This is a genomic window from Chromobacterium sp. IRSSSOUMB001 (assembly GCF_023507765.1).
GTDB classification, from domain to species: Bacteria; Pseudomonadota; Gammaproteobacteria; order Burkholderiales; family Chromobacteriaceae; genus Chromobacterium; species Chromobacterium haemolyticum.
In genome coordinates this window covers 1-12,543 of record NZ_JALCYU010000018.1, presented here as the reverse complement: position 1 = coordinate 12,543, position 12,543 = coordinate 1, and the positions used below count along the sequence as shown (strand labels likewise).

The following is a 12,543-nucleotide window of genomic DNA, read 5'->3' as shown; positions in this document are numbered from 1 at the left end:
ACTACCGTAAACGGCTATGGCTGTCCCTCCGCTGATTCGTCACCAATCTGCAATCAAATTGCCATGCGTCGTAAACCGGAATGTCATCTACGCGGAATACCATCAGCATCGTTTTTATTTGATCTAGTCCAAAGGGATGGATGCCATGAACAAACCGTTGCGCTGCGCCGTGCTGGGCGCTCTGGCCCTGCTGGCCAATACCGCTTTTGCCGACAACCTGAACGCGCTGATCCAGGCCGCCAAGAAGGAAGGCGAGCTGAACGTGATTGCCCTGCCCCATGACTGGTGCGGCTACGGCGGCGTGATCGCCGGCTTCAAGGCCAAGTACGGCATCAAAGTGAACGAACTGAATCCAGACGCCGGCTCGGCCGACGAACTGGAGGCAATCAAGGCCAACAAGAGTAATAAGGGCCCGCAGGCGCCGGACGTGATCGACGTGGGCCTGTCTTTCGGTCCGCAAGCCAAGGCCGCGGGTCTGCTTCAGCCATACAAAGTGTCCAATTGGAAGACCATTCCGGACAGCGTCAAGGACAAAGACGGCTATTGGTATGGCGATTACTACGGCGTGCTGGCCTTCGAAGTCAACAAGGACCTGGTAAGCAAAACGCCGACCGACTGGAGCGATCTGCTGAAGCCGGAATACAAGAACGCGGTGGCGCTGGCCGGGGACCCGCGCGCCGCCAACCAGGCGATCCAGGGCGTGTTCGCCGCCGGCTTGTCCCAGTCCAAGGGCAATGTGGCCAAGGCCGCCGACGCCGGCCTCAAATTCTTCGCGCAGCTGAACAAGAACGGCAATTTTGTGCCGGTGATCGGCAAAGCTGCCTCGCTGGCCCAGGGCAGCACGCCCATCGTGATCCGCTGGGACTACAACGCCTTGGCCGACCGCGACACCTTGAAAGGCAATCCCAAGGTGGAGGTGGTGGTGCCCAAAACCGGCGTGGTGGCGGGTGTTTACGCCCAGGGCATCAGCGCTTACGCGCCGCACCCGAACGCGGCCAAACTGTGGCAGGAATACCTGTTCTCCGACGAAGGCCAGTTGGCCTGGCTCAAGGGGTATTGCCACCCCACCCGCTTCAACGATCTGGCCGCCCGCAAGAAAATCCCGCAGGACCTGCTGAGCCGGATGCCGGACGCCGCCGCCTATAAGAAAGCCTTGTTCCCCACGCTGGAACAGCAAGAGGCGTACAAGGCGGTAATCACCAAGCAGTGGGACAGCGTGGTGGGCAGCAACGTCAAATAAGCCGCTTCGCCCTGATTGGCGCGCGGCGCTTCGGCCGCGCGCGGGCTCTCTTGGGAAACACGCCCTCATGTCCGCATCTTCCAACTCCCTCGCCGGCCGTGCCGGCCCGGCGTCGCCGCGCCGCGCCGGCGGCGGCTTCGTCTCGCTGTCCTGGCTGGGCGTGGCGCCGTTCTTTCTGTTTGCACTGCTGTTCCTGCTGCTGCCCACCGCTCGCTTGTTGTTGGGAGCATTCCAGGACGCCGACGGCCATTTCACGCTGAACAATATCGCCCGGCTGTTCGAACCGGCGATTCTCGACGCCTACAAGATCAGCCTGCAGATCAGCGCCGCCTCTGCGCTCTTGGGCGCGGTCTTCGGCCTGCTGCTGGCACTCGCGGCAATCCGCGGCCGGCTGCCGGGCTGGATCCGCCCGACGCTAGCCACCTTCTCCGGCGTGGCGTCCAACTTCGCCGGCGTGCCGCTGGCCTTCGCCTTTCTGGCCACGCTCGGCCGCATGGGCCTGGTGACGGTGCTGTTGCGCCGCTACCTGGATTTCGATCTCTATGCCGGCGGTTTCAGCATTCTCAGCTTCAGCGGCCTGACGCTGACTTATTTGTACTTTCAGATTCCGCTGATGGTGCTGATCGTCAGCCCAGCCATCGACGGCCTCAAAACCGAATGGCGCGAAGCCTGCGACAGCCTGGGCGGCTCCGCTTTCGCCTACTGGAGCCGCATCGCGCTGCCGGTGCTGTGGCCCAGCATCCTGGGCGCGGCGCTGCTGCTGTTCGCCAACGCCTTCGGCGCGGTGGCCACCGCCTACGCGCTGACCGGCAGTTCGCTCAACATCGTCACCATCCTGCTGTACGCGCAAATCCGCGGCGACGTGCTGCACGATCAGAACCTGGGCTACGCGCTGGCGCTGGGCATGATCGTGGTCACCGGCCTGTCCAACGCCGCCTATATCTGGCTGCGCGGCCGCGCGGAAAGGAGCCGGGCATGAAACACCAGCCAGCCCACAAACCATCGTCGCGTCTGAGCGCCTGGATCGCGGTCATCGCCGGCGGCCTGTACTTCCTTCTGCCGCTGTTGGCCACCTTCGAATTCAGCCTGAAGATGCTGCGCGAGGGTTACAGCCTGGAAGCCTACAAACTGGTGCTGCACAGGATCCGGGCTTTCAGCAAAGCTTCGCCTATTCCGCGCTGATGGCCCTATTCACCATCGTCACCGGCATCCTGCTGGTGGCGCCCACCGCGTTCTGGATCCAACTCCGGCTACCGCGGCTGCGGCCGCTGGTGGAGTTCATCACCCTGTTGCCGCTGGTGATTCCGGCCATCGTCATCGTGTTCGGCTATCTGCGCCTGTTCGGCAGCGATGCCTGGCTGCCCTTGACCGGCAGCGAGCGCGGCACGGATCTATTGCTGGTCTGCAGCTACGTGACGCTGGCCCTGCCCTATCTATACCGCTCCATCGACGCCGGCCTGTCCGCCATCGATGTGCGATCTCTGGCCGAGGCGGCGCAAAGCCTGGGCGGCGGCTGGCGAGTGATTCTGCTGCGGGTGATCTTCCCCAATATCCAGTCCGCGCTGTTGTCCGGCGCGTTTCTGACCTTCGCCATCGTCATCGGCGAGTTCACTATGGCCAGCTTGCTGGCGCGGCCGGCCTTCGGCCCTTATCTGCAATTGATCGGCGCCAACCGTGCTTACGAGCCGGCAGCGCTGGCCATCATCGCCCTTTTGATCACTTGGGCGGCCATGGGCCTGCTACAGGTGGCCGGCCGTCACCGTCGCGCGCTGCGCGATGCCGCGGCCTCGGAATAAGAAAGAACCCCACAATGGCATACCTGGATATCCAAAATCTGCACAAACGCTACGGCCAGCACACGGTGGTGCACGACTTCAATATGAGGGTGGAGGCCGGCGAGTTCGTCACTTTCCTGGGTCCGTCCGGCTGCGGCAAGACCACGGTGCTGCGGATGATCGCCGGCTTCGAAACGCCCAGCGGCGGCGCCATCCGCCTGCAAGGCGAGGACATCACGGCCTGCGCGCCGCAAAAACGCGGCATCGGCATGGTGTTTCAAAGCTATGCGCTATTTCCCAATATGAGCGCTGGCGAGAACATCGCCTTCGGCCTGAAGATGCAGAAGCGCGCCGCCGCAGACATCCGCAGCAAGGTAGCGGAGGCGCTGGCGCTGGTGGAGCTGTCCGGCAAGGAGAACCACTATCCGCATCAGCTCTCCGGCGGCCAACGCCAGCGGGTGGCCTTGGCGCGCGCGCTGGTGGTGGAACCGCGCATTCTGCTGTTGGACGAGCCGCTGTCGGCATTGGATGCGCGCATCCGCAAGAATCTGCGCGAGCAGATCCGCGACATTCAGCGCCGGCTGGGGCTAACCACTATTTTCGTGACCCACGACCAAGAGGAAGCCCTGACCCTGTCCGACCGCATCTTCGTGATGAACCAGGGGAAAGTGGAACAGGAGGGCGCGGCCGAAACCATCTACACCCAGCCGGCCACCGAGTTCGTCGCCCGCTTCATGGGCAATTACAATCTACTGTCCGTCGGCGACAGCCGGGCGCTGTTCGGCCTGGAAATCCAGGGCCATCTGGCGATCCGCCCGGAGTCCATTCAACTGTTGCCCGGCGACAGCGCGGAAACGGACAGCTTGCCGGCAGTGGTGAAGCAACGCCAGCTGCTGGGTAACATCGTCCGCTATCAGGTGGAAAGCGCCGGCGCGCTGCTGCAGGTAGACCGGCTGAACCGCAATCCGGCGGACTTGCTGGCCGACGGCGCGCCGGTGCGGCTGCGCATCCAGCGCGACGACATGCGCGAAGTGCGCTAGCCGTCGTGTGGGCGGCGGAAATAAGCCATCTGCCGACGCAGGCTGCCGGCGCGTTGCGACACTTCCTGCGCCGCCGCCGACAATTGCTCGCTGGCGGCAGCGTTGCCCTGAGACAGTTGGCTCAGGCCCTGCATCACCTGATTGATACCGCCCACATGCTGCGCCTGGGCCACAGCCTCCTTGGAAATGTCCCGCACCAGTTGCCGGGTTTGCTGGCTGGACTCGACGATGGCGCTCAGGCTTTTGCCCGCCTCCTCCGCCAGCCGCACGCTGCCCGCCGCCACTTGACCGATTTCCTTGGCCGCGGCTTGGCTACGCTTCGCCAGCTTGCGCACTTCATCAGCCACGACGGCGAAGCCCTTGCCCAACTCGCCGGCGCGCGCAGCTTCGATGGCGGCGTTGAGCGCCAGCAAATTGGTCTGATAAGCGATGTCGTCGATGATGTCGGTACGCTGGGCGATCACATGCATCGCCTCAATGGTTTCGCCAACGACCCGCCTGCCCTCCTCCGCCTGGCGCGCGGCTTCGCTGGCCACGTCGCCGCTGAGGCTGGCGTCGCGGGCCATCGCGAACATCTGGCCGGCGATCTCGTCCACCGCGTGGCTGGTCTGCTCGATGTCGGAGGAAGTGCGGCAGGCGCTGTCGGACAAACCCTGCGAGGCGCTGTTCAATTGCAGCGCGGCGTTGGCCACCGCGTCCGCGTCCTGCTGCACTTGACCGATCACCCCGCTCAGCTTTCTCCCCATCTGGCGGATGTGCGCGGCCAGGCTGTCCTCGTCCGACGAGGCCAGCCGCAGGCGGAAGTCCAGCTGGCCGCCAGCCAGCTCGCGCATGCCGTGCGCCACTTCATCCGGCTCCGCGCCCAAGGTCCGCAGAATGCTGCGCGCCAGCAGCAATGCGGCTGCGATGGGCAACAGCACCCCGGCCAATACCGCCAAGGCCAGCCAGCTTTGCCAACGCGCAGCGGACTGCTGCGCCGCCAGTGCGTCTCGAATCCGGACCAACACCGCGTTCTGCACTTCCTGCAGCGCGTCTATGCGCCGGCTGGCCACCTCGAACCATTCCTCGCTCGACAAGCTCTGCATCGCGCCCGGACCACGCGCCAGCACCGCGTCGCGCAGCGATTCGTACGCGCCGCTAGCGTTCAGCGCCCGGTCCAGCAAGCGCTCGTCGCCCTCGCTCTGCCGGTACAGGCTGCGGCATAGCGCCTCCTGCGACACCATACCGCTGACCAGGCGGAATTCGTTGATATTGAAACTGCCCACCGCCAACACCCCGCCGATCAAGCCGCGCGCGCGGCCGGTGTACTCCGTCTGGCAATGCAAGGCGGACCACTGTTGCACCAATGCGCGCACGTCCTCGCTTTGCGAGTAGAACAGCGTGATGACCTTGGAGAGCCGCTCGATGACTTCGGTGTAACGCTCAAACGCCGGCAATGGCGAAATGTGGCGCTGCGCCACATCGCGGCGCAGAGTAGAGAGCATTTCCACTGTTGGCAACTGCTGGGAGAAAAACAAGCCTGCCTTGCGCGACAGTTCGTCGGCAGGTTGCTGACGCAAGCTGACCAGCAAGGCGTCGGCCAGCGCTTTTTGCCTCGGCAGGGCGGCCGGCATCGGCTTATGCTCGTTCAGATAACGGTTGCTCAGCCCACGCTCGATCTGCAGCGCGTGAATCAGCTCCCCCACTTTCTGCACATTATCCGCCAGTGCCTGATCCCGCTGTAAAGCCTGGACCGTCCGCCATTGCGCAAAGGCAAACCACAAGGCCCCGCACAACAAGAGCAACACCAGCGGAGCAATCAGCAAGGCCAGCTTGTGCACCAGTTTCAGACGGAAGTGCATCGGGTATCCTGTATACAAGCCATGGATCAAAAACCGCCGGGCGCAAGTCCCTTCGCGGCGGTCTAACCGCTCTAACTATAGGCAATGGCAGGGCAAGGCAAGAACACCGGCATGGCGAGCGTGCGGACCAAGCTGCGTGCAAAGAAAAACCCGCCGCGGAAGGCGGCGGGCTATGGGGAAACGACGATCAGGCCGCGCGCAGGCTGGCCACCATGATCCAGCCGATCAAAGCCGGCGCCATCGCCATGCAGAAGCCGCGCATCAACCGCATGCGGCGGCCGGCGCCGTCGCCGGCCAGCTCGCGGCGCACCACCGGCCAAGCCTTCCAGCCAACGAATAAGGCCAGCAGCAGTTCACCCAGCGGCATCAGCAGCTTGGAGGTCAGGTAGTCCAGCAGATCGAAGAAGCCCATGCCGAACAACTGGTATTCGCTCCACACCCCCAGGGACAAGGACGCCGGAATGCCTAGCAGGAAGATCCCCAGCGTCATTACCCAGGCCGCCTGGCCACGCTTGAGGCCGAACTCGTCCATCGCGAAACTGGTCACCACCTCCAGCAGGGACACCGAGGAGGTCAGCGCCGCCAGCAGCAGCAGGCAGAAGAACATCACCGCGAACAGCTGGCCCAACGGCAGATGGGCGAACACCGCCGGCATGGTGATGAAGGTCAGGCCCGGACCAGCGGACGGATCGAAACCGAAAGCGAAAACCGCCGGCAGCACCATCAGACCCGCGAGGAAGCACGTCGCCACCGTCAGTAGGATCACCCACAACGCAGACCCCAGCAGATTAGATTCCTTGCTCACATAGGAGCCGTAGGTGATCATGATGCCGAGGCCCAGCGACAGCGAGAAGAAAGCCAGGCCAAGCGCGTCCACCAGCATGGCGCTGCTGACCTTGGAAAAGTCCGGGGCCACGAAATACTTCACGCCGTCCCAAGCCCCGGGCAGCGTCAGGCCGCGGACGATCAACACCAACATCAACACAAACAAGGCCGGCATCAAAAACTTCGACAGGTTTTCGATGCCCTTCTGCACACCGCCGGCCACCACCCATACAGTCAACAAGGCGAAGCCGGCATGGTAGGCGATAGGTTCCAGCGGGTCGCTGATGAAGCCGTTGAAAATGGCGCCCAGGGTTTTGGCGTCCGACGTCATAATGCCGCCCCCCAGCGCCTTGACGATGTAGGCGATGGTCCAGCCACCCACCACGCTATAGAAAGACAGAATCAGGAAACACACCAAAACGCTCATATAGCCGATGATGGGCCAGCCGCCGCCGGCCAGCTGCCGGAAGGCGCCTACGGCTCCAGCCTTGGACGCGCGCCCCAACGCCATTTCGGCCAGCATCAGCGCCAGGCCCAGCGTCAGGCAGATGCCGAGGTAAATAAACAAGAAGGCGCCCCCGCCATTGGTTGCGGCGACATAGGGAAATTTCCAGATTGCCCCCAGCCCGATGGCCGAGCCGGCGGCGGCGAGGATGAAACCGAGGCGCGAGCCCCATTGTGATCTTGCCATAATGCAGTCTGCTTCTTTGTCCGAATATTTGTTTTTGAATCGCCGAAATCGACGCCCGCGCCCAAACGCGATCGCCGCAGCGGCAAAGGTGCTGTTTTGCGCCGACGAGGCGCAGCCCGCGCCAGGCCAGATCATGAAGCCCGGGAGCGAACGGAAGGGACCCGGCAAGCCGGGCAAGGGAGAGAAAACCGCCGTGTGGGCGGACCGAAAGCCGCGTCAGGGGTGGCGACGGACTACGGTTCTCGCTAGTGTATTTTGCGTACAAACACGAATTTACCATGATTGATGGCAATTTCCAGCGTACGCAGGCAATTAATTCTGATTTCCAGGATAAGCGCGGTCATTTCCCGGCAAAGATAAGCAAGCCAAGTCCCAGCCAACAAGTTGAGCATGAAATATCTGTACTCAGGGAATACACTTAGAGCGGCGGACAAAAATCAGCCTCACGCCCAAGGCAAGGCGCGCCGCGGACAAGACGGTGAGCCGAAGCAAGGCGGCGCCCGGCATTTTTGTCAGCCGCATTTAAGACCAGCGGCCTCACTGCTACGCGCCTGGCCACGCCAGGAGCGAACTCGCCGGCCTCACGCGACTTACGGAGAGCCCTATGGCGATACTGCAAGCCTTTCAATCGCTGATCGACACTGTACAAGGCGCCTTGATCATCGCGCTTCCCGCCGATGGCCAGATCGTCAGCGCCAATCAGCTAGCCGCCATTCTGCTGGCCACCCCGCACGGCGACCTGATCGGCCAACCCTTCTCCCGCTTCCTGCCCGACCCCGCCGACGGCGAACTGCTGGCCGGCGAACTGCGCCGCACCAGCATGATCTACAACCGTTCGCTGACCTTGCAAGCAAGCGGCGGGCGCTGCTTCGAGGTTCAGATGTCGCTGCGCGAAGTGGAGCTGGAAGGCGCGCTCATGCTGATCTACAGCTTCAGCGACCGCACGGAAACCAAGGTAATGAGTCAGTTGCTGGATTTTGAGCGCAATTTGGTGGAGCGCTCGATCAGCCTGATGAAAAGCCTGCGCGCGGAAGAAAAACTGACCGACGACGACAAACTAACCGGCGTGGCCGGCATGCACCGTCTGCTGTCCGCCGCCCACGCCGAAACCGGCCGCGCGCGTCGCTACGGCGGCGCCGTCTCCGGCTTGATCCTCAGTTTGATGAACGTGCCGGAACCGATGCCGGAGCTTGATGAAGGTTCGGCTCATCGCCACTTGCTGCGCCTCGCAGGCAGCCTGTGCCTTCAAAGCACGCGAGACAGCGACCTCGTTGCCCAGCGCGAAGATGACGCCTTCATCATTCTGCTGCCCAATACCGGGGTCAGCGGAGCCAACGAACTGGCGCGCCGGCTCATCAAATCGCTGCGCCAGCTGAGTTTCGTGTATCAGGGAGAAGAACGCAAAGCGGCGGCCTGCGTCGGGCTAAGCGCTCTACGCGGCAGTGAAAACACCCCCAAGCCCATGCTGGACCGGTTGAACGAAGCCCTTCAGAAAGCGCGGGAAGGCGGCCCCAACTACATCGTCAAACTCCCCTGAGCATCCCGCAAGGCCAAGTTCCCGCCCCCCAAATGCAAACCAAGCGGCCTCCATCCCCATCCACCCGATAAACGACAAACCGGCGAGACATCGTTTTGACGCCCCGCCGGTTTCGCTTACTGCCTTGGCTTGTCAGCAACTCACTTCAGCGTTCTTGCGCGCATAGAACCACCAGCACAAGACCATGCAGCTAATATAAAAAACGATGAAGCACAGCAGTGCCGGCTCCGCCCCGCCGGTCGCCTTCATTGACGCACCAAAGCTTTGCGGAATGAAATAGCCGCCATAGGCGCCGATAGCGCTGATGAAACCGCCCGCCGCGGCCGATTCCTTAACCCCATCCGCCTCGGCCTGCTTGCGCGCCTCTTCGCCTCGGCCAGCCGCAGCACGCAGCCGCCCCGTAGTGAAGATGGTCGGAATCATCCGGTAAGTCGAACCATTGCCCACGCCGGCCATGGTGAACAGCAGCAGGAACATGGAGAAGAAACCGGCAAAGCTACCGCCGTTCAATTGACCGGCCGCGTCATGCGCCGGTAGAAAATGCAACACACCCGCCACAGCCAAGGCCATCACCGCGAACACCCACAGCGTCACCCGCGCGCCGCCGAGCTTGTCGGAAATCACACCGCCGATAGGACGCACCAGAGCGCCGAGCAAGGGGCCGATAAAAGCGAACTTGGCCACCGGCACCTCAGGAAACTGGGTTTTGGTCAACAGAGCGAAGGCGCCGGCAAAACCGATAAAGCTGCCGAAAGTGCCAATGTACAGCCAACACATCAGCCAATTATGCTTACGGCGGAAAATCACCGCCTGCTCGGTGAACGAAGCCTTGGCGTCAGCCAAATCGTTCATGCCGAACCAAGCAGCCGCCGTCGCCAAGACGATGAAGGGCACCCAGACGAAACCGGCGTTCTGCAGCCACAGACTCTTCTCCACCCCGTCCTTGACATAATGCTGCGCATCGCCGCCAAAGGCGCCGAACATGCCGCCAGTCACTACCAGCGGAATCACAAACTGGGCCAAGGACACCCCGAGGTTGCCGAAACCGGCGTTCAAACCATTGGCCGCGCCCTTCTGCGCCTTGGGGAAAAAGTAAGCGATATTAGCCATAGAACTGGCGAAATTACCGCTGCCCAGCCCGCACAGCAAGGCGATCGCCAGCATCACAGGATAAGACGTCGTCGGATCCTGCACCGCAAAGCCCAGCCATACAGCCGGGATCAACAGCGAGGCGGTGGATAAGGTCGTCCATTTACGCCCGCCGACGATGGACGGCATGAAGGAGTAAAAAATGCGCAAGGTCGCGCCGGACAGCGCGGGCAAGGCCGTCAGCAAAAACAGCTGATCCTTGGTGTAATTAAAGCCCGCGTTCGGCAGGTTCAGCGTTACCACGCTCCACAATACCGAAATGACGAAAGCCAGCGTCAGACACGGAATCGAAATCCACAAATTGCGCCGCGCAATGCTCTGGCCTTCCTGTTGCCAGAACTCGGCGCTCTCTGGCTCCCACCGTTTGATGACATAAGACATGACTCAACCCTCCCCGTCGGCCCGAGTCATGGCCGGGCCGGCGCTATTTGACAATCTTTTAACGGCGGCGCTTAAACGCGCCGCCATGCAACTCAAACTCAACGGCTGGCGGCAGCCGCCAGGCGCAAACGCTGCTCGGCCACCGGCTTGAACGAGTAATGCATCCAGACCAGGCTGACGCAGACCGCGCCGTACAGCAGCATGAAGCAGCTGGAACGCACCCCGGCCAGGTCCACCAGCGCGCCGAACAGAATCGGCAACACGAAACCGGCCAAGCCGCCGGCCAGCCCCACCACGCCGGATACCGCGCCGATGTTGTCTGGAAAATCGTTAGCGATGAATTTGAACACCGATGCTTTACCCACGGCCATCGCCACGCCGGCGATGAACAAAATCGCAGTGAACAACACCGAGTTCAGACCGATATGCAAGCTCCAAGGCCCCTTGACGGTGGCCACCACCATCTCGGTTTGCGGATAAGACAGAATGAAGAAGCAAACCCATAGCACCCACATCACCCACCACGTGGTGCGATACGCGCCGAAGCGGTCCGACATCCAGCCGCCGATCGCGCGCAATACGCCGCCGGGCAAGGAAAAACAGGCGGCGAGAAAAGCGGCGGTTTTCATATCAAAGCCGTACTCGCCGACAAAATACTTGGTCAGCCACAAGGACAAGCCCACATAGCCGCCAAACACCACCGAGTAATACTGCGAGTAGCGCCACACCCTCGGGTCGCGCATCACCCTCAGTTGATCGATGAAACGCTGGCCGCCGCCGCTCAAATGCGCCGGATTGTGATGGCTGCAAAGCCAGAACAGCAGCGCCGTGGCCAGCATCACCCCGGCGTAAACCTGGGGCACCAGCGTCCAGCTGCCCAACGCAATCAAGGCCGGCGCCACGAATTTGTTCACCGCCGCGCCTGAGTTGCCCGCCCCGAACACCCCCATCGCCCCCCCCTGATGCCGCGCGTCGAACCAGCGCGCCACATAGGGCGTACCCACCGAAAAACTGCCGCCGGCCAAGCCGATGAACAGACCGATCAGCAGGAAATGCCAGTATTGGGAGGCGTACTCCATCAGATAAATCGGCAGCACCGTGCTCAGCATCAGACAGAACAAAACAATGCGGCCGCCATAACGATCGGTCCAAATTCCCAACGGCACCCGCACCAGCGAGCCGGACAACACAGGCATCGCCACCAGAATGCCGAACTCGGTCTCGTTCAGCCCCAGTTGCTGCTTCACTGGAATGCCCACCACGCCCATCATCATCCAAACCATGAAACAGACGGTGAAAGCAAAAGTGCTGACGACCAGCACCGAATACTGCTTATATGCCTCGGATGTCATCGTTTCTCCCTCAGTGGCCAGACGGCCGGCCAGTCCAATTCCATATTCACACCATACTGCCGGCGCGAAGGAAAACCCATTCGCCAGACGTGGGCAAGGGCAAGGAAAAACGATCTAATCGAAATAGTTCTTTTGGGTGGTATTCGAGAAAGGAACAACACAGTAGAGGGGGAAAGCGGCGAGACGGTCCGGCTTTGCGCCAATGCAAGTTACAGCCCCGACGACATTGGCTAAGATAGGCACATTGCCAACAAGGGAGCTTCCCCCATGAATGCCGCCAAAAAAATACGCCGTTTCATCGAAGAAGGACACGACCCGCAGCAAATGCAAGTGCTCAAGGAACTGGCGACCGCATTGGAAATGGGCCGCTCTTTCGATCTAAGCCTGCTCTACGATATCGACATGCGTTATTTCGACGTCGCCATTGATCTACTGAAAGACTGGCGCTTCGATCATCACATCGCCTCTCGCAGCAAACTGCTGGAGCAGTTGCTGACCGAGATCGCACCGGATAAACAGGTGAAAAAACCGGAAAGCCCAACCGAAAAACCCGCAGCGGTCAAACCCGTCAAGCCCAAAAAATAAGTAAACAAAACGGCACTGCCGTTTTGCTTATTCTGTCTCCAGCGCGCCCCAGACGCAAAAAAGCCTCCCATTGGGAGGCTTGTTGTAGCGCCGTCTCAGCAGCTCCAACGCAAAAGCCCAGCTCGTG

The 12,543-nt window shown here is 61.8% G+C and carries 11 protein-coding genes; 7 read left to right on the top strand and 4 right to left on the bottom strand.

What is annotated here, in order from left to right; all coding sequences use genetic code 11:
- Positions 1-145 precede the first annotated feature (145 nt).
- From MOV80_RS20105 to MOV80_RS20085, 5 genes are all read left to right on the top strand, one after another.
- Complete coding sequence (locus MOV80_RS20105) at positions 146-1,240, top strand: ABC transporter substrate-binding protein (protein WP_081576422.1); 1,095 nt, start codon at positions 146-148, stop codon at positions 1,238-1,240.
- A gap of 67 nt (positions 1,241-1,307) precedes the next feature.
- Positions 1,308-2,219 (top strand): ABC transporter permease subunit, encoded by a 912-nt coding sequence (locus MOV80_RS20100; RefSeq protein ID WP_019103275.1) that lies wholly within the window; start codon positions 1,308-1,310, stop codon positions 2,217-2,219.
- Positions 2,216-2,422 carry a hypothetical protein gene (locus MOV80_RS20095; RefSeq protein WP_249605441.1) on the top strand — a complete coding sequence of 69 codons (207 nt, stop codon included), beginning with the start codon at positions 2,216-2,218 and terminating at the stop codon, positions 2,420-2,422. The genes MOV80_RS20100 and MOV80_RS20095 overlap by 4 nt, the downstream gene beginning before the upstream one ends.
- Positions 2,422-3,036 carry an ABC transporter permease subunit gene (locus MOV80_RS20090; RefSeq protein WP_249605440.1) on the top strand — a complete coding sequence of 205 codons (615 nt, stop codon included), beginning with the start codon at positions 2,422-2,424 and terminating at the stop codon, positions 3,034-3,036. Before MOV80_RS20095 ends, MOV80_RS20090 begins: the two co-directional genes overlap by 1 nt.
- 14 nt (positions 3,037-3,050) lie before the next feature.
- Complete coding sequence (locus MOV80_RS20085) at positions 3,051-4,055, top strand: ABC transporter ATP-binding protein (protein ID WP_019103277.1); 1,005 nt, start codon at positions 3,051-3,053, stop codon at positions 4,053-4,055.
- Here MOV80_RS20085 and MOV80_RS20080 read toward each other — a convergent pair.
- Both MOV80_RS20080 and MOV80_RS20075 read right to left on the bottom strand, forming a co-directional pair.
- Positions 4,052-5,896 (bottom strand): methyl-accepting chemotaxis protein, encoded by a 1,845-nt coding sequence (locus MOV80_RS20080; protein ID WP_019103278.1) that lies wholly within the window; start codon positions 5,894-5,896, stop codon positions 4,052-4,054. The two genes, MOV80_RS20085 and MOV80_RS20080, sit on opposite strands and share 4 nt — an antisense overlap.
- A 187-nt stretch (positions 5,897-6,083) precedes the next feature.
- Positions 6,084-7,412 carry a sodium-dependent transporter gene (locus tag MOV80_RS20075; RefSeq protein ID WP_019103279.1) on the bottom strand — a complete coding sequence of 443 codons (1,329 nt, stop codon included), beginning with the start codon at positions 7,410-7,412 and terminating at the stop codon, positions 6,084-6,086.
- A gap of 604 nt (positions 7,413-8,016) precedes the next feature.
- Here MOV80_RS20075 and MOV80_RS20070 point away from each other — a divergent pair.
- Entirely contained in the window at positions 8,017-8,949 is a 933-nt protein-coding gene (locus tag MOV80_RS20070) for a PAS domain-containing protein (RefSeq protein WP_019103280.1), read from the top strand.
- Positions 8,950-9,081: 132 nt separating this feature from the next.
- Here MOV80_RS20070 and MOV80_RS20065 read toward each other — a convergent pair whose 3' ends face one another.
- Positions 9,082-10,479, bottom strand: a complete 1,398-nt coding sequence (locus MOV80_RS20065; RefSeq protein ID WP_019103281.1) for a NarK family nitrate/nitrite MFS transporter — start codon at positions 10,477-10,479, stop codon at positions 9,082-9,084.
- Positions 10,480-10,577: 98 nt separating this feature from the next.
- Positions 10,578-11,831, bottom strand: coding sequence for a nitrate/nitrite transporter (locus MOV80_RS20060; RefSeq protein ID WP_249605439.1), 1,254 nt, complete (start codon positions 11,829-11,831; stop codon positions 10,578-10,580).
- Between the two features lie 267 nt (positions 11,832-12,098).
- Between MOV80_RS20060 and MOV80_RS20055 the strand changes: the two genes are divergently transcribed.
- Positions 12,099-12,416, top strand: coding sequence for a hypothetical protein (locus MOV80_RS20055; RefSeq protein WP_019103283.1), 318 nt, complete (start codon positions 12,099-12,101; stop codon positions 12,414-12,416).
- Positions 12,417-12,543 lie beyond the last annotated feature (127 nt).

Excerpts from the sequence above, each read along its gene's own strand:
- MOV80_RS20105 (WP_081576422.1), top strand. The coding sequence starts at position 146 with ATGAACAAACCGTTGCGCTGCGCCGTGCTGGGCGCTCTGGCCCTGCTG.
- MOV80_RS20100 (WP_019103275.1), top strand. The coding sequence starts at position 1,308 with ATGTCCGCATCTTCCAACTCCCTCGCCGGCCGTGCCGGCCCGGCGTCG.
- MOV80_RS20095 (WP_249605441.1), top strand. The coding sequence starts at position 2,216 with ATGAAACACCAGCCAGCCCACAAACCATCGTCGCGTCTGAGCGCCTGG.
- MOV80_RS20090 (WP_249605440.1), top strand. The coding sequence starts at position 2,422 with ATGGCCCTATTCACCATCGTCACCGGCATCCTGCTGGTGGCGCCCACC.
- MOV80_RS20085 (WP_019103277.1), top strand. The coding sequence starts at position 3,051 with ATGGCATACCTGGATATCCAAAATCTGCACAAACGCTACGGCCAGCAC.
- MOV80_RS20080 (WP_019103278.1), bottom strand. The coding sequence starts at position 5,896 with ATGCACTTCCGTCTGAAACTGGTGCACAAGCTGGCCTTGCTGATTGCT.
- MOV80_RS20075 (WP_019103279.1), bottom strand. The coding sequence starts at position 7,412 with ATGGCAAGATCACAATGGGGCTCGCGCCTCGGTTTCATCCTCGCCGCC.
- MOV80_RS20070 (WP_019103280.1), top strand. The coding sequence starts at position 8,017 with ATGGCGATACTGCAAGCCTTTCAATCGCTGATCGACACTGTACAAGGC.
- MOV80_RS20065 (WP_019103281.1), bottom strand. The coding sequence starts at position 10,479 with ATGTCTTATGTCATCAAACGGTGGGAGCCAGAGAGCGCCGAGTTCTGG.
- MOV80_RS20060 (WP_249605439.1), bottom strand. The coding sequence starts at position 11,831 with ATGACATCCGAGGCATATAAGCAGTATTCGGTGCTGGTCGTCAGCACT.
- MOV80_RS20055 (WP_019103283.1), top strand. The coding sequence starts at position 12,099 with ATGAATGCCGCCAAAAAAATACGCCGTTTCATCGAAGAAGGACACGAC.